17 protein-coding genes are annotated in these 16,787 nt (G+C 58.9%); 11 read left to right on the forward strand and 6 right to left on the reverse strand.

Going from position 1 to position 16,787, the window contains the following annotated elements:
• Nucleotides 1-20 precede the first annotated feature (20 nt).
• The 4 genes from pspD to pspA are packed head-to-tail and all read right to left on the reverse strand — an operon-like array spanning nt 21 to nt 1,574.
• Entirely contained in the window at nt 21-251 is a 231-nt protein-coding gene (pspD, locus tag GUC22_RS14985; protein WP_049130031.1) for a phage shock protein PspD, read from the reverse strand.
• A gap of 19 nt (nt 252-270) precedes the next feature.
• A complete protein-coding gene (gene pspC, locus GUC22_RS14990) occupies nt 271-630 on the reverse strand; it encodes an envelope stress response membrane protein PspC (RefSeq protein WP_004101461.1) in 360 nt (119 codons plus the stop codon).
• Entirely contained in the window at nt 630-854 is a 225-nt protein-coding gene (gene pspB / locus GUC22_RS14995) for an envelope stress response membrane protein PspB (RefSeq protein WP_004101459.1), read from the reverse strand. Before pspB ends, pspC begins: the two co-directional genes overlap by 1 nt.
• A gap of 51 nt (nt 855-905) precedes the next feature.
• On the reverse strand, nt 906-1,574 hold the full coding sequence (gene pspA, locus GUC22_RS15000) for a phage shock protein PspA (RefSeq protein ID WP_004121203.1): 669 nt from the start codon (nt 1,572-1,574) through the stop codon (nt 906-908).
• Nucleotides 1,575-1,726: 152 nt separating this feature from the next.
• Between pspA and pspF the strand changes: the two genes are divergently transcribed.
• Nucleotides 1,727-2,716 (forward strand): phage shock protein operon transcriptional activator, encoded by a 990-nt coding sequence (gene pspF / locus GUC22_RS15005; protein ID WP_177911261.1) that lies wholly within the window; start codon nt 1,727-1,729, stop codon nt 2,714-2,716.
• Here the strand turns inward: pspF and GUC22_RS15010 are convergent.
• On the reverse strand, nt 2,707-4,098 hold the full coding sequence (locus GUC22_RS15010; RefSeq protein ID WP_148865303.1) for an MFS transporter: 1,392 nt from the start codon (nt 4,096-4,098) through the stop codon (nt 2,707-2,709). The genes pspF and GUC22_RS15010 overlap by 10 nt on opposite strands.
• Nucleotides 4,099-4,123: 25 nt before the next feature.
• On the reverse strand, nt 4,124-5,293 hold the full coding sequence (locus GUC22_RS15015) for a M20 aminoacylase family protein (protein WP_024360675.1): 1,170 nt from the start codon (nt 5,291-5,293) through the stop codon (nt 4,124-4,126).
• A 169-nt stretch (nt 5,294-5,462) separates the two neighbouring features.
• Between GUC22_RS15015 and GUC22_RS15020 the strand changes: the two genes are divergently transcribed.
• From GUC22_RS15020 to GUC22_RS15065, 10 genes are all read left to right on the forward strand, one after another.
• A complete protein-coding gene (locus GUC22_RS15020; RefSeq protein ID WP_064342512.1) occupies nt 5,463-7,769 on the forward strand; it encodes a helix-turn-helix domain-containing protein in 2,307 nt (768 codons plus the stop codon).
• Nucleotides 7,770-7,938: 169 nt separating this feature from the next.
• The gene (locus tag GUC22_RS15025) at nt 7,939-8,223 is read left to right on the forward strand and encodes a hypothetical protein (protein WP_004139305.1); all 285 of its coding nucleotides are present in this window, start codon (nt 7,939-7,941) and stop codon (nt 8,221-8,223) included.
• 363 nt (nt 8,224-8,586) lie between these two features.
• On the forward strand, nt 8,587-10,230 hold the full coding sequence (gene sapA, locus GUC22_RS15030; RefSeq protein ID WP_160183606.1) for an ABC transporter substrate-binding protein SapA: 1,644 nt from the start codon (nt 8,587-8,589) through the stop codon (nt 10,228-10,230).
• Nucleotides 10,227-11,192: a putrescine export ABC transporter permease SapB gene (gene sapB / locus GUC22_RS15035; protein WP_004121215.1), complete on the forward strand. Its 966-nt coding sequence runs from the start codon at nt 10,227-10,229 to the stop codon at nt 11,190-11,192. The genes sapA and sapB overlap by 4 nt, the downstream gene beginning before the upstream one ends.
• Complete coding sequence (sapC, locus tag GUC22_RS15040) at nt 11,179-12,069, forward strand: putrescine export ABC transporter permease SapC (protein ID WP_004139490.1); 891 nt, start codon at nt 11,179-11,181, stop codon at nt 12,067-12,069. The genes sapB and sapC overlap by 14 nt, the downstream gene beginning before the upstream one ends.
• Nucleotides 12,069-13,061 (forward strand): putrescine export ABC transporter ATP-binding protein SapD, encoded by a 993-nt coding sequence (gene sapD / locus GUC22_RS15045; RefSeq protein WP_004121219.1) that lies wholly within the window; start codon nt 12,069-12,071, stop codon nt 13,059-13,061. Before sapC ends, sapD begins: the two co-directional genes overlap by 1 nt.
• 1 nt (nt 13,062) lies before the next feature.
• On the forward strand, nt 13,063-13,872 hold the full coding sequence (sapF, locus tag GUC22_RS15050) for a putrescine export ABC transporter ATP-binding protein SapF (RefSeq protein ID WP_004139492.1): 810 nt from the start codon (nt 13,063-13,065) through the stop codon (nt 13,870-13,872).
• A gap of 18 nt (nt 13,873-13,890) precedes the next feature.
• Nucleotides 13,891-14,433 (forward strand): HutD family protein, encoded by a 543-nt coding sequence (locus GUC22_RS15055; protein ID WP_049130015.1) that lies wholly within the window; start codon nt 13,891-13,893, stop codon nt 14,431-14,433.
• Between the two features lie 210 nt (nt 14,434-14,643).
• Nucleotides 14,644-15,432 carry an enoyl-ACP reductase FabI gene (gene fabI / locus GUC22_RS15060; protein WP_004139494.1) on the forward strand — a complete coding sequence of 263 codons (789 nt, stop codon included), beginning with the start codon at nt 14,644-14,646 and terminating at the stop codon, nt 15,430-15,432.
• Nucleotides 15,433-15,614: 182 nt separating this feature from the next.
• Complete coding sequence (locus GUC22_RS15065; protein WP_024359420.1) at nt 15,615-16,772, forward strand: carboxymuconolactone decarboxylase family protein; 1,158 nt, start codon at nt 15,615-15,617, stop codon at nt 16,770-16,772.
• Nucleotides 16,773-16,787 lie beyond the last annotated feature (15 nt).

Genomic DNA, 16,787 nt, shown 5'->3' on the forward strand with positions numbered 1-16,787 from the left:
TAGTGTGAGTGTTTAGGCACTCATAACATACGCCATCCGCGACGTTTAGAAAACCGCTGCGCCGCCCGGCTGAGCATGGGTTCCAGAACAAGCATCAGCAGCATTTTCAGCGGCCGACGCGCGACGGATTTTACCGCCCAGCCAGTGACGCCCGCCGGGCCGTAGCGCAGCGCGGTGAGCAGCACCAGTTTGCCTGCGATTTTCAGACCCGGTTTGACTTTTTGTCCGGCCTGCTGCCATTTCATGTTCATCATTAACCTCAACTTTCAGTTATAGCTGGCGGAAACGACTGCGCAGCGAAAAGGTATCAGAGGTGACGTAGCGCTCCATTTCGCGCAGACGACGCTCCCCCGCTGCCAGTTCCTTATCCGCGGCGGCCAACAGCTCTCCGCTGCTCGGCGTTTTTTCACCATACAGCTCGCTTTCCGGCATCGGATCCAGCGCAAACGAGAGAATGATGTAGGCCACCACCACAAACAGGAACAGGCCAAAAATCATTGCCAGTACGGTAATCAGGCGCACCAGCTTTACCGGCACGTCCAGATACTGCGCAATACCGGCGCAAACCCCTTTCACCATGCCCTGCTGCGGAATGCGCCACAGTTTTTTACTCAGATCCAGTCCGCCCATTATTTCTCTCTCCAGTTCGGGTGCTCAGCGTCAAGAATCGCCTCCAGCGCCTGAATACGCTCGCGCATGCGCTTCGCGTCATCGGTCAGCTGCAGCAGACGCTGCTGTTCATTCTGCGATAGGCTGCCGCTGGCGGTACGGTTGTTGTAATGCAGCCAGAGCCAGACCGGCAACACAAACAGCACAAACAACGTCAATGGGATGGCGAGAAAAAGCATGCTCATATGAACTCCTTGCAGATGGCGGCGGCACGTCTTGGTGCCGCCCGAATACGATTACTGATTATTTTGATTCATTTTGGCTTTTAACGCCGCCAGCTGCTCGCTGATTTCATCGTCCGCTTTCAGATCGGCGAACTGCTGATCCAACGACTTATCTTTGCCGAAGCGGTGGCTTTCCGCTTCTGCTTCCATATGGTCGATACGACGTTCAAATGATTCAAAACGCGCCATCGCCTCGTCAATCTTGCCGCTGTCCAGCTGACGACGAACGTCGCGGGAGGAGCTTGCGGCCTGATGACGCAGCATCAGCGCCTGCTGGCGGGCGCGGGTTTCGCTGAGTTTGTTTTCCAGCTCGCCAATCTCTTTTTTCATCCGCGCCAGCGTTTCATCAACTAGCTGCGCTTCGTTTTCCAGGCTGCCGATAAGGTCGGTCAGCTTTTGCTTTTCAATCAGCGCCGCACGGGCCAGATCCTCTTTCTCTTTGCGCAGCGCCAGTTCGGCTTTTTCCTGCCATTCCGCCTGCTGGGCAACGGCCTGTTCAATACGACGGCTCAGCTGTTTCTTTTCAGCCAACGCTCGCGCGGAGGTCGAACGCACTTCAACCAGCGTGTCTTCCATCTCCTGAATCATCAGTCGAACCAGCTTCTGCGGATCTTCTGCTTTCTCCAGCAGGGAGTTGATGTTGGCGTTCACGATGTCGGCAAAACGAGAAAAAATACCCATAATTTCAATCCTCATAGTTCTGGTGTCAGGCACCGGCCTGTGCCATGACTAATACAATTGCCGTGCCAAGTTTTTATCTTATTGATTTTAATGGAAGTGGTTGTTATCTGGCCAGCGCATTGCTAAAGTGACCTGGTGAATCACACTACTAAATGGCGAAATTCATCATGGCGGATTACAAGGACAACCTGCTCGGCGAGGCCAATAGCTTTCTTGAGGTGCTTGAGCAGGTCTCAAGACTGGCGCCGCTCGATAAACCGGTGCTGGTGATTGGCGAGCGCGGAACCGGCAAGGAGCTGATCGCCAGCCGTCTGCACTTCCTCTCTTCCCGCTGGCAGGGGCCATTTATCTCGCTCAACTGCGCGGCGCTCAATGAAAACCTGCTCGATTCGGAGCTGTTCGGGCATGAGGCCGGCGCCTTTACGGGGGCCAGTAAACGTCACCCGGGGCGCTTCGAGCGCGCCGACGGCGGTACCCTGTTTCTCGATGAGCTGGCCACCGCACCGATGCTGGTACAGGAAAAGCTGCTGCGCGTGATTGAGTATGGCGAACTCGAGCGCGTCGGCGGCAGCCAGCCGCTGCAGGTTAACGTCCGCCTGGTGTGCGCGACCAACGCCGACCTGCCGCAAATGGTGGAAGACGGGCTTTTTCGCGCCGACCTTCTCGACCGTCTGGCCTTTGATGTGGTGCAGCTGCCGCCGCTGCGCGAGCGCCAGGGCGATATCATGCTGCTCGCCACCCAGTTTGCCATCCAGATGTGCCGCGAGCTCGGATTACCGCTGTTTCCCGGCTTTAGCGAACGCGCCGCCGAGACGCTGCAAAACTACCGCTGGCCGGGAAATATCCGTGAATTAAAAAACGTGGTTGAACGTTCGGTCTACCGCCACGGCAGCAGCGAACGCGAGCTGGATAATATTATTATTAACCCCTTCCGCCAGCAGCACACGGCGACGCCCGTCGAAGTGGAGAAGACGCCTGGCCCCACGCTGCCGCTCGATTTACGCGCTTTCCAGCAGGAGCAAGAAAAAAGCCTGCTCGAGAGAAGCCTCGAACAGGCGAAGTACAATCAAAAGCAGGCGGCCGAACTACTGGGCCTCACCTACCACCAGCTGCGGGCGCTGCTGAAAAAGCATCAGCTTTGACCTGTACGCGGAAGCAGCAGCGCGCTCAGCGCCATTGACCCAAGACAGAGCGCGGCGTTAAACCACAGCGCGTACTGCGCCGCGCTGGCCATCCCCAGCGGTAAGAACAGCGCAAAAAGTGACGCTGTCACCGCTATCCCCATCGCCCCGCCGAGCGAACTCCCCATCTTATAGATCCCCGAGGCCACGCCGACCTTATTCTCAGGAGCGTTGACCACCGCGGTATCCGTTGACGGGGTGGCGTAGCAGCCCAGCCCAAAGCCAAACAGCACGTTGCTGAAAAAGACCGTGACGATATAGGTCGATTTATCGAGAAAGGTACAGGAGATAAGCAGAATGCCAACGGCGGTAAAGACCGGGCCGGTCATCATCGGCAGACGCGCGCCGTAGCGTTGCAATAGCTTCTCGCCGACGCGGATCATCGCCAGCACGGTGACCAGGTAGCCAAGCGTCATCATGCCGCTCTCCAGCGGGCTCAGATGATGCCCCTGCTGGAGCCAGATACTGGCAATCATCATGGTACCGATGGCGCCGTTGAGCATAAAGTTTGACAGCACCGCCGCGCTGTAGGCCCGGTTGCGAAACAGCGCGAAATCAATCAGCGCCGCGTCGCCCTTACGCTGGCCGTTGCGGATAAAAAACAGCCCCGAGGCCAGCGCGCCGGCCAGCATCGCCAGCGAGGTTGCGCTGGTCCAGCCCCAGCCGTGGCCTTTGCTGATAAACAGATTTAACAGCACCAGCGCAAGGATCAGGCTAATCAGGCCGCTGATGTCCAGCTTATGCTGCTGCGCGCTGGCGCTACGGCTTTCCGGCGTACCGCGCAGCAACAACAGCGCCGCCAGCGCTACCGCGATGGAGAAAACAAAGATCCAGCGCCAGCCCAGTCCGGTAGCAATCGCCCCGCCGACAAACGAGCACAGCCCGCTGCCGCCCCAGGAGCCGATGACCCAGAAGCTGACCGCCCGCTGGCGCGCTTTGCCCTCGTACCAGGTTTTAATTAACGCCAGCGTCGCCGGCATGATGCAGGCGGCCGACAGCCCCTGTAAAACGCGCCCGGCCAGGAACAGCGCGGGCCCCTGCGACAGCACCAGCATCGCGCTGCCGACAATGCTGAGGATCAGGCCGAACGAGGTCATACGCATGCGGCCGAATTTATCCGCCAGACCGCCGCTGGCGACCACGAAGCAGCCACTGAATAAGGCGCTCAGGCTCACCGCCAGGGTCAGGGTTTCCAGCGAAATATCGAGGCTGCTTTTCATCGCCGGAACCACGTTAATCACCGACTGGGCAAACAGCCAGAAGGTCAGAACGCTCAATACAATACCCGCCAGCAGACGATCGGTGCCGACGAACTGCGCTTCGCTTAGCGATACAGAACTCATAGCAGGGTCCTCTTCGTTGCGGACATTAACGCAAGTAGTGTTCCGTCAGGGCGCACCACAGCGCGGCGCCTTTCAGCAACAGCGCATCGTTGAAGTCGTATCCGGGGTTATGCACCATGCAGCGATCCGCTTCGTCCCCGGCCCCGAGGGTGAAATAGCAGCCGTTCGGATTGCGCTCAAGCATAAAAGCAAAGTCTTCGCTGCCCATAAACGGTTTCACCTCGCCGACCTGCGCCTCGCCAAACAGCGCGGTCGCCACCGTGCGTACCATCTCATTGGCTACCGGATCGTTCCTTAAAACCGGGCTACCGTTTACGTGGGTTAAGGCGGCGCTGGCGTTAAAGCTCTCGGCCTGAGCGACGGCGATATCGTGGATGCGCTGCAGGACGGTCTCGCGAACCTGTTCGTTCAAGGTGCGAACCGTGAGCTTCATTAACACCTTGTCGTTGATAATGTTCGGCGCGTGCCCGGCCTGAATGCTGCCCACGGTCACCACCGCCGGTTCAAACGGCGTGATGTTGCGGGAAACAATCGATTGCAGCGCCAGAGTGATATGACAGGCCACCAGCGTGGCGTCGACGGTATGCTCCGGCACCGCGCCGTGGCCGCCCACCCCTTTGACTTCAATATGGAGAGTGTCCGAGGAGGCCATCATCGCTCCATCGCGCAGGCCAACTCTACCTAACGGCTGCCCCGGCATATTATGCAGGCCAAAAATGGCATCGCAGGGAAACTGGTCAAACAGGCCGTCTTCGAGCATGACCCGACCGCCGTAGAGCAGCTCTTCGGCGGGCTGAAAAATAAGCTGTAGCGTGCCGTTAAACTGTCGGGTACGCGCCAGATATTCCGCGGCGTACAATAGCGTGGTGGTATGGCCGTCGTGGCCGCAGCCGTGAAAACGTCCATCGACCCGGCTGGCCCACGCCTTGCCGCTCATCTCCTGCATCGGCAGCGCGTCCATATCCGCCCTTAGCCCCAGGCGTTTTTTGCCGTCGCCCGCGCTTAAGGTAGCGACCACGCCGGTGCCCGCCAGACCACGGTGAACCTGATAGCCCCATTCGCCGAGCAGGCGGGCAACCTCTTCGCTGGTTTTATGCTCTTCAAAACCGATTTCCGGCTGTTGATGGAAACGGCGGCGAAGCGCGACAAACTGCGCCTCGTTAACCTGTAATGCCTCAATAATCGGGTGTGTCATTTTTATTATTCCTGTGTTGTGTATGCACGACACTTTCGAGTTTATGCATCCCTGACGGCTTTAAAATGCGCTTTTTTGTTTTATAGTGACGGATTATTAATGAGTGTTTTTCATACAAAACGGTTATGACAAAAAATGACGTGCTGTTTTTTGTCTCCAGGAGGCGACGGTGGACCATCATTCAGGCGACTTTCAGGTAGCGGTTCGTGATATCCGTCAGTGTCGCGAAGAGGAAACCGATGCGCTGACGTTGATATGGCTGCTGGAGGGCAGCGCCGAGCTCCACAATGAAGAGACGGGTCGATACCTTCAGCAGGATGAGCTGGCGATAGTCAACCGCAGCCACCGCTGGCGCCTGAGCAGCAAGACGGCGAATGTAGTGATGACGCTGTCGCTCAGCGCCGGGTGGCTAACGCGCCTTGATGGCGATTTTTTTGCGGCCGGCTACCAGATCAGCAGCGAAACGCGCGATGCCGAGGACACGCTACGTTATCTGATGCGCCAGCTGCTGGTCCTCGGCCTGGTCAATCCGCAGGCCCACTATCGGCTGGAGGCCAACCGCTGGCTTAGCGAAATCGCCCTTCTGCTGGCGTCACGCTTCAGCCGTCCTCTGACCGCCCAGGCGCCTCGCGGCGCCGAACGCTGGAGTCAGCGAATTAACCGAGTGGTGGCGCGAATCGACGCCAACTATCAACGGCGCCTGTCGCTGCAGGAGATTGCCGCCGCGGAGTTTGTTTCCGAGGCCTGGCTGTCGCGTCTGTTCCGCAAAGAGGTAGGCGTCAGCTTTATGCAGTACATTACCGGGCTGCGCCTGCGCAAGGCCGCCGAGCAACTGACGGCCACGCGCAGGTCGGTGCAGCAGATCGCCCAGCAGCATGGCTTCGCCAGCAGCCGGGTGATGAGCGACCTGTTTAAACGCGAGCACGGCCTGACGCCGCGCCAGTTCCGCCAGCAGCACCCGCAGAAGCCGGTCGAATCTCCCCGCCCGCACCTACAGCAGACCGAGCGATGGCAGCCGGTGTCAATCGATCGGCTGTACGCCCGGCTCAATGCGCCACAAACCAACGGCCTGGATAGCCCGCCGCTGCGGCTCAATCCCCAGCAAACCCGCCATCTTGATGTGCGTGAACTGCCGGCGCGTGCCACGCCGCTGCGTCACACCCGCATGGTCGTGACCGTTCGTGAACTGGACGATCTGCTGCGCGAGGATGTCCGCCGCGAGCTGGAACAGCTGCACGGCGCGCTGCCGATATTCGCCATCGATATTCACGATCCGTTTCTCAGCAGCCGTCTGTTCAGCACCGGCTGGGACGATCCGCAAATGGCCGGCTACGCCTGCTGGTATAATCTGCAGCGCATATTTAGCTGGCTGGCGACAATGGGCTGGGCGGTCATACTGCATACCGGGCTCACCACCCGCGGCGATCTGCTGCAACGCTTTCTGCGGCTCTCCGCCAACCATTTTCCGCCGACAACCCTGGCCAGCTGGCGCTTCGTCTGGCACTGGTCCCCCCAGGCCAGCGATGAGGCGCGCCAGCACGCCTGGCGGCAACAAAAAGCGATCCTGCAGAGGCTATCGCCGCAGTCGGCGCTGGGGATCTGGCACCGTTTTCCCCAACAGGTAGAGGACGATCCCCTTCTGCGCTCACCGCTGCTGGCCGAGGCGGATTTTCTTGCCTGCCAGGCCGATGCCAACGAACTGCTGGATCTGGCGCAGATTGACAGCCAGAAGCTGGCCGCCAGCGAAAACTATCCGGTACACAAATTACGCAAGCTCCATAGCGCCCTACGCCAGCGGCATCTCCTGCTGCCGCTTTGGCTGCTCTCGTGGAATACCCTCACCGGTGATACCCGCGATACCAACGGCCGTTTCTTTCGCGGCGCGCTGCTGATGGATAATTTGCTGGGACTGGCGGATCGGGTTTGGCTGGCAGGGTTCTGGCTGAATTCCGGATTGCAGGGAGAAGCCCGGGCTAACGGCAAGCTGGATACCTCCAGTCTGGCGCTGCACTATCTCCACGGTCTGCCGCGACCGGTCTACTGGGTATTGTGGCTATGGCGCAGACTGCGGGGCGAGGTGTTGATCAACGACAAGAACTTGCTGCTGTTGCGCCATCACGGCCATTATCAGCTGCTGCTGCGCAACACGGTGGTGTTCAACCCCTGGCTCTCCAGCGAGGAGGCGTTTACCCAGCGCTTCAGTCAGCCCTGGAGCGTGCGGCTCCTCGGCCTTGAGGGGCGCTGGCGAATCAAACAGCATCTGTTCGATCAGCACCATGGCGCGCTCTTCCCGCTATTCGAGGCCTTTCGCAGCCAAAGCGGGCCGGACGAGGAGGACTATCGCTGGCTGATGCACCGGGCGCGCCCGGCGCTGCGCGTCAGCGAAGAGACGCCGGATAGCGACCGCTGGCAGCTTGTCGACACGCTGGAGAGCAACGCGCTGGCGCTTTATGAATTCACGCCGCTCACGGACTAAAAGTGACAGCGTCACATTGAGATTTCTTCCCGCAAGCGACCTGTGCCGTGGAAAATGGCGTTTGACTACGCGGGAGCCGGTTCCCATGTAGTTAAAAAATTGTAACTAGCAAGATATCTTCATGTGAACTATCATCGGCGCATCATGACTCAATGGACTGAAAATAAAGATGATTCCGGTTAATCCTTCTACGCTTGGCCGCTATGCGGCGCACGTCAGCCTGGTCCATACCATGAAAAGCCACCGCGCGCCGGCGCTTTCGGTCATGATGATCTTTTCGGACCTGCTTATCCGCTCAACCGAAGATTCATATCGTCAACAGGGCTGGACAATTACGCCGCAGAACAGCGGCCTGGTCCTGCGTACCTATGTCGCCATCCATCACGATGGTGGAAAGCTGGAAATAAATCCCAAAGATTATATCGCCCGCTATAACCGCCTCCTTCCCCTCTAACGCCTCAACATCCAGCGAGCCGTGCGGATACGGCTCGCTGGAGAAACCGCAAATAAAAAGATACCATGTGGCGAATATCGGGGCTGCGACGCAAATAAGCGCCATGCTCAATACCCATAGCATCCTCAAGCCGTGCAGCAGATGAATCGAAAATACGCGTTGCTCAACCCCTTGCTTGCCTGATGCCAAACGTCGGGTGATTTACGAGGTATACTCGAAGTTAATAAGCGGTATGAACTTGAATCCGTTGGTCAAATAACCGACGCAACCATCGCTTATATTATCTCCATAAGCAATAAGGTGGTGGTAAATGTTATTTAATATTAATAAGATAGAGCCTTGCTCTATAATCAAAAAGAAACTATGCGCCTGAAATTGTCTTCTCTCCTGGCAGCGGTATCTATGCTGTGCGGGCAAGCTTTTGCCGCGCCCGCGCTGCCTGCGCACGCCGACATTCGCGATAGCGGCTTTGTGTATTGCGTCAGCGGTCAGGTCAACACCTTTAACCCACAAAAAGTCAGCAGCGGCCTGATCGTCGATACCCTGGCCGCCCAGCTCTACGACCGCCTGCTTGATGTCGATCCTTATACCTATCGTCTGGTCCCCGAACTGGCTGAAAGCTGGGAGGTGCTGGACAACGGCGCAACTTACCGCTTCCATCTGCGCAACAACGTGCCTTTCCAGACCACCGCCTGGTTCAAACCGACCCGCAATTTTAATGCCGATGACGTGATTTTCACCTTTGGCCGCATTTTTAATCGCGACCACCCGTGGCACAACGTTAACGGCAGCAGCTTCCCCTATTTCGATAGCTTACAGTTTGCCGACAGCGTGGAAAGCGTGCGGAAGCTGGATAGTCATAGCGTGGAGTTTCGCCTCAAACGCCCGGACGCCTCGTTCCTCTGGCACCTGGCCACCCACTACGCCTCGGTGATGTCGGCAGAGTATGCCGCGAAGCTGGCGCAGAGCGATCGTCAGGAAATGATCGATCGGCAACCGGTCGGCACCGGTCCGTTCCAGCTGGCGGAGTACCGCAGCGGTCAGTACATCCGCTTGCAGCGCCATCCGGCCTACTGGCGCGGTAAACCGCTGATGCCGCAGGTGGTGGTCGATCTCGGCTCCGGCGGCACCGGTCGCTTGTCGAAACTGCTGACCGGCGAGTGCGACGTGCTGGCCTGGCCCGCCGCAAGCCAGCTCTCTATTCTGCGCGATGACCCGCGCCTGCGCCTGACCCTGCGTCCGGGAATGAATATCGCCTGGCTGGCGTTTAACACCGCTAAGGCGCCGCTCGATAACCCGGAGGTACGCCACGCGCTGGCGCTGGCCATCAACAACCAGCGCCTGATGCAGTCGATCTACTACGGCACGGCGGAAACCGCGGCGTCCATGCTGCCTCGCGCTTCATGGGCCTACGATAACGAAGCCAGGATCACCGAATATAACCCCACCGAAGCCCGCGCCCGGCTGAAAGCCCTGGGGCTGGAAAAGCTCACGCTTAAGCTGTGGGTGCCCACCAGCTCGCAGGCCTGGAACCCCAGCCCGCTAAAAACCGCCGAGCTTATCCAGGCGGATATGGCGCAAATTGGCGTGAAGGTGATTATTATGCCGGTCGAAGGCCGTTTTCAGGAGGCCAGATTAATGGATATGAACCACGACCTGACGCTTTCCGGCTGGGCAACGGACAGTAACGATCCGGACAGTTTTTTCCGTCCGCTCTTGAGCTGCGCGGCGATTGCCTCGCAAACCAACTATGCTCACTGGTGTCATCGCGAATTCGACGAGGTGCTGCAAAAGGCGCTCACTTCGCAGCAGCTGGCCTCGCGCATCGAAGCCTATAAAGAGGCGCAGCGCATTCTTGCCGATGAACTACCGGTGCTGCCGCTGGCCTCCTCCCTGCGTTTACAGGCCTATCGTTACGATATGAAAGGCCTGGTGCTGAGCCCGTTTGGCAACGCCTCTTTTGCAGGCGTCTCGCGGGAAAAAGAAGACGAGGTGAAAAAACCATGATTATTTTTACCCTGCGTCGCCTGCTGCTGCTGCTGATTACCCTCTTCCTGCTGACCTTTGTCGGTTTTAGCCTGAGCTACTTTACGCCCCACGCGCCGCTACAGGGCGCCTCCCTGTGGAACGCCTGGCTCTTCTGGTTTGAGGGGGTGCTGCACTGGGATTTCGGCGTTTCCAGCATCAACGGACAGCTGATTTCCGAACAGCTTAAAGAGGTCTTTCCCGCTACCATGGAGCTCTGTATCCTCGCCTTCGGTTTTGCGCTGGTGATCGGGATCCCCGTCGGTATGCTGGCGGGGATCATGCGCAATAAGTGGCCAGATACCCTGATCAGCGCCCTGGCGCTGCTGGGCTTTTCGATTCCCGTCTTCTGGCTAGCGCTGCTGCTGACCCTGTTCTTCTCCCTCACCCTGGGCTGGTTTCCGGTTTCCGGGCGCTTCGACCTTCTCTATGAAGTGAAATCGGTCACCGGCTTTGCGCTGATCGACGCATGGCTCTCTGATTCGCCGTGGCGTCATGAAATGATCGTCAGCGCGGCGCGGCACATGGTGCTGCCGGTACTGACCCTGGCGGTGGCGCCGACGACGGAAGTGATCCGTCTGATGCGCATCAGCACCAGCGAAGTGTACGACACCAACTATGTCAAAGCCGCCGCCACCCGCGGCGTATCGCGGCGGACAATTTTACACCGCCACGTCCTGCACAACGCCCTACCGCCGGTGATCCCACGCCTGGGGCTGCAGTTCTCCACCATGCTAACGCTGGCGATGATTACCGAAATGGTCTTTAGCTGGCCGGGGCTCGGCCGCTGGCTCATCAACGCCATTCGTCAACAGGACTACGCCGCGATCTCGGCGGGCGTGATGGTCATCGGCGCGCTGGTGATTATTGTGAACGTGATATCCGATATTTTGGGTGCGATGGCAAACCCACTGAAACATAAGGAATGGTATGCCCTACGATAGCGTCTATCTGGAGAAGCGCCCGCCTGGCGCGCTGCGCACCGTATGGCGAAAATTCTACGGCGATACGACCGCGATGATCGGCCTGTACGGCTGCGCGGCGCTGGCGCTACTGTGCGTTTTCGGCGGCTGGTTCGCCCCTTACGGCATCGACCAGCAGTTCCTCGGCTATCAGCTGCTGCCGCCGTCATGGTCGCGGTACGGCGAAGTGTCGTTCTTTCTCGGTACTGACGATCTCGGTCGCGATGTCCTGAGCCGCCTGCTGAGCGGTGCGGCGCCAACGGTCGGCGGCGCATTTGTGGTAACGCTCGGCGCCGCCCTGCTGGGGCTGGTGCTCGGCGTGATTGCCGGGTCCACTCACGGCCTGCGGTCGGCGGTGATGAACCATATTCTTGACACGCTGCTGTCGATCCCGTCCCTGCTGCTGGCCATTATCGTGGTCGCCTTCGCCGGGCCGCACCTCAGCCACGCGATGTTCGCCGTCTGGCTGGCGCTTCTGCCGCGGATGGTGCGTTCGGTTTACAGCATGGTGCATGACGAACTGGAAAAAGAGTACGTTATCGCCGCCCGCCTTGACGGAGCCTCGACGCTAAATATTTTATGGTTCGCGGTGCTGCCGAACATTACCTCTGGCCTGGTCACTGAGATCACCCGCGCGCTGTCGATGGCGATCCTCGATATCGCCGCGCTGGGCTTCCTCGACCTCGGCGCGCAGCTTCCTTCTCCCGAATGGGGAGCGATGCTCGGCGACGCGCTGGAGCTGATTTACGTGGCGCCGTGGACGGTGATGCTGCCGGGCGCGGCAATCATGATAAGCGTCCTGCTGGTTAATCTGCTGGGCGACGGGATCCGCCGCGCCATCATCGCCGGGGTGGAATAATGCCGTTACTCGATATCCGAAATTTAACCATTGAGTTCAAGACCAGCGAAGGCTGGGTAAAAGCCGTCGATCGCGTCAGCCTGACTCTCGCCGAGGGGGAAATACGCGGCCTCGTCGGGGAGTCCGGCTCGGGTAAAAGCCTTATAGCTAAAGCGATTTGCGGCGTCACCAAGGACAACTGGCGGGTGACCGCCGACCGCATGCGCTTCGATGATATCGATCTGCTGCGTCTGTCGGTGCGCGAGCGGCGTAAGCTGGTGGGCCACAACGTCTCGATGATTTTTCAGGAGCCGCAATCCTGTCTCGACCCTTCCGAACGTATCGGCCAGCAGCTGACGCAGAATATCCCCGGCTGGACCTTTAAAGGACGCTGGTGGCAGCGCCTGGGCTGGCGCAAGCGGCGCGCCATCGAGCTTCTGCACCGCGTGGGGATTAAAGACCATAAAGATGCGATGCGCAGCTTCCCCTATGAGCTGACGGACGGAGAGTGCCAGAAGGTCATGATCGCCATCGCGCTGGCTAACCAGCCGCGGCTGCTGATCGCCGACGAGCCGACCAACGCCATGGAGCCCACAACGCAGGCGCAAATTATCCGCCTGCTAACGCGGTTAAACCAAAACAACAACACCACCATTTTGCTGATCAGTCACGATATGCAGATGCTCAGTAAATGGGCGGACAAAATCAACGTGATGTACTGCGGGCAGACGGTGGAAACCGCACCGAGCGAAGAGCTGGTGACGATTCCTCATCACCCCTACACCCAGGCGCTGATTCGGGCGATTCCCGATTTCGGTAGCGCCATGCCGCACAAGAGCCGGCTCAATACCCTGCCGGGGGCGATCCCACTGCTCGAACAGCTGCCCATCGGCTGCCGGCTCGGGCCGCGCTGCCCTTATGCCCAGCGCGAATGTATCGAAACGCCCCGGCTGGTAGGCGCACGTAACCACCTCTATGCCTGTCATTTCCCGCTGAACATGGAGAAAGAGTGAAATGGTCGAAACATTGCTTGAAGTGCGCAATCTGAGTAAGACCTTTCGCTACCGCACCGGCTGGTTTCATCGGCAAACGGTGGAAGCGGTCAAGCCACTAAGCTTTACCCTGCGCGAGCGCCAGACCCTGGCGATTATCGGCGAGAACGGTTCCGGCAAGTCAACGCTGGCGAAAATGCTCGCCGGAATGGTCGAACCCAGCACCGGCGAACTGCTGATTGACGATCGCCCGCTGGCGTTTGGCGATTACTCTTTTCGCAGCCAGAAGATTCGCATGATCTTTCAGGATCCGTCGACCTCGCTCAATCCCCGGCAGCGCATTTCGCAAATCCTCGATTTTCCGCTGCGCCTGAATACCGACCTCGAACCCGAAGCGCGGCAGAAGCAGATTATCGAAACGTTGCGCATGGTCGGCCTGCTGCCGGACCACGTCAGCTACTACCCGCATATGCTGGCGCCGGGACAGAAACAACGTCTGGGCCTGGCGCGCGCGCTGATCCTGCGCCCGAAGGTCATCGTCTGCGATGAAGCGCTGGCGTCGCTGGATATGTCAATGCGCTCGCAGCTGATTAACCTGATGCTGGAGCTGCAGGAAAAACAAGGTATCTCCTATATTTACGTGACTCAGCATCTGGGCATGATGAAGCACATCAGCGATCAGGTGCTGGTGATGCATCAAGGGGAAGTGGTCGAACGCGGCAGTACCGCGGACGTGCTGGCCTCTCCGCTGCACGACCTGACGAAACGCCTGATTGCCGGCCATTTCGGCGAGGCGCTCACTGCCGATGCCTGGCGTAAAGACGGCAAATAATCTGAGGCGTAAACTTCGATGATTGATCCGGTTCAATTTTCTACCCTGCCCGTGACGCCGTGGAAAAATGGCCGCGGGGAAACGCGCGAAATCGTCAGCATTGCCTCGCCGGACGCGCCGTTCCTCTGGCGCGCCAGTATCGCCACGCTGGAAAACGACGGTCCGTTCTCCCCTTTTCCCGGCGTTGACCGGGTCATCACCCTGCTTGAGGGACAGCCGCTGTGGCTACGGGGCGATGATATCGCCCAGCGCCTTGAGCGCTGGCAACCGTGGGCGTTTGCCGGCGAGTGGCCTATTGCCAGCGAAGGCATCAGCGGACGCGGTCTGGACTTCAATATTATGACCCAGCGCACGCGCGCCGCGGCGCGCGTGAACGTCATCGCGGAAGGACAGCGGCCCGCCGCGGAGGGCATCGCATGGATTCTCCAGGGTAGCTGGCGGCTGGCTGACGCGGTTTATCAGGCCGGCTTCGGGATCTGGTGGCAGGACGAATCGCCAGGCGAGCTGTTACCGCAGTCTGCGGACGCCCGACTTTTACTGGCGGAAATCGTTCGCCGCTAGCGCCGCGTCGCCGCAATTTCAGATGGTATACTCTTGTATACACGGTAGCCAAAGCGCGATATGACGTGGCGAATGGCAGAAAAATATCGTGACACAAGGGGTCGTCAGTGGGATATAATTCCCGGCTAAATTTGAGTTATTTTGAAATGACAACGCTAACTTAATGATTGTTAAAGTAAAAATACGCAATAACGATAAGGATTAAAAGCTATGGGTTTTCTTTCCGGTAAGCGCATTCTGTTGACTGGCCTTGCCAGCAAACTGTCCATCGCCTACGGCATCGCGCAAGCCATGCACCGTGAAGGGGCTGAACTGGCGTTCACCTATCAGAACGACAAACTGAAAGGTCGTGTGGAAGAATTTGCCGCCGCGCTGGGCTCTAATATCGTCCTGCCGTGCGATGTCGCGGAAGATGAGAGCATCGAGTCTCTGTTCACCGAACTGGCAAAAGTATGGCCGAAGTTCGACGGTTTCGTTCACTCCATCGGCTTTGCGCCGGCAGACCAGCTGGACGGCGACTACGTTAACGCGGTGACCCGTGAAGGTTTCAAAATCGCTCACGATATCAGCGCCTACAGCTTTGTGGCGATGGCGAAAGCCTGCCGCGGGATGCTGAACCCGGGCTCCGCCCTGCTGACGCTCTCCTACCTGGGCGCAGAGCGCGCCATCCCGAACTACAACGTGATGGGCCTGGCGAAAGCCTCTCTTGAAGCTAACGTGCGCTACATGGCGAACGCCATGGGCCCGGAAGGCGTTCGCGTCAACGCCATCTCCGCCGGTCCGATCCGTACCCTGGCGGCATCCGGTATTAAAGATTTCCGTAAGATGCTGGCGCACTGCGAAGCGGTCACCCCGATCCGTCGCACCGTCACCACTGAAGACGTCGGCAACAGCGCAGCCTTCCTGTGCTCCGACCTGTCTGCCGGCATCTCCGGCGAAGTCGTTCACGTTGACGGCGGATTCAGCATCGCCGCGATGAACGAGCTGGAACTGAAATAAGTTCTTCACCCTCCTCGCATCCGTGAGGAGGGTTCTTTCCCCCGCGCTTTCCTGCTGTTATTCCAATCCGCTATTTGTTAGCACGTATCAATATTTTCTCCCGCTCCAGGGTTAAGCCAGGATAGTTCCGCATAGCATGACCGCGAAACGGCGGTTTGCCACATACCGAACAAGGAACGCCCATGGAGCAACGCCGCGTTTACGGCAAAAACCACTGGTATCATGAGACCCAGTCAACAATCTGCCCGGTGGATGTATTGCCGCTCGTCCCAGAAGCCGCCCACGTCGAAGATCGTTTTCTACTCGATCTGACGCTCCCCGAAGAGCTGCTCGAGGCGCATGCGCGCTGGCTTACGCCCGCCCGGCGGCTGGCAGATGCCCTCTTCCCCACGTCAGTGACGGTTAATCGTCTGCAGACGTTTAGCGCCTACGATCGGCTGAGTACGGCGCTGACCGTCGCCCAGGTTTATGGCGTACAGCGCCTGTGCAATCACTACGCCGCCCGGCTGGCGCCGCTTCCCGGTCCGGACTCCTCGCGCGAGAGCAACCGTCGCCTGGCGCAGATTACCCAGTACGCACGCCAGCTCGCGAGCTCTCCTTCGCTGATTAACGCACTCTCCCGCAGCCAGCTAGATGAAGTTGGGCTGACCAGTCGCGATATTATCCTCATCAATCAGATCATTGGCTTTATCAGCTTCCAGGCTCGCGCTATCGCCGCATTCCATGCCGCGCTGGGCTACCCGGTGCGCTGGATCCCCGGCATGCCGCAGCAGGAAGATGCTCCGGAAGCGCTTTTCGACACGAGGGGGAGTGATTGGCAGCCAGGGCTTGACGATTCCGACTTGCGCTATGCCGACGATGATCGCCAGTCTCTTTTAGCGAACTGGCAAAAACATCCAGGCCTTTTCGAACTGGCTCCGCTGCTGGCGGCCCAGGAACCTCCGCTGGCGCTACAGGAACAGCTTCTGACCCATCTCAGCGGCCAGCAGCCGTTCGCCGCGCAGGTGGCGCTGATAGCCGCGCGGATTAATGGCAGCGTCAGCTGCTTTAACGCCTGGGCTTCGCGATGTCCAGATTTGGCCGATCTCACGGACGCTTTGCGCGGTAATGAATCCGGCGTCCAGGCATGGGGAGACACCCCGTCAATTGAGCGCCAGCTTTTACAATCCGTACAGCTTTTGACCCGCGCGCCCGACCGCTTCAGCGCCGCCCAGCTAACTCCCCTCACTGAATACGGGCTTTCCCGCAGCGAGGCTATCGATCTTCTCGCCTGGTGCGGGCTGTGCGGTTGGATGAATCGGCTGAAAATCGCCCTCGGCAATGTAGGTCAGAAGACGTAAATTGCTGAAACAGCG

The sequence above is a fragment of the Klebsiella sp. MPUS7 genome (assembly GCF_009905335.1).
Lineage (GTDB): Bacteria > Pseudomonadota > Gammaproteobacteria > Enterobacterales > Enterobacteriaceae > Klebsiella > Klebsiella grimontii.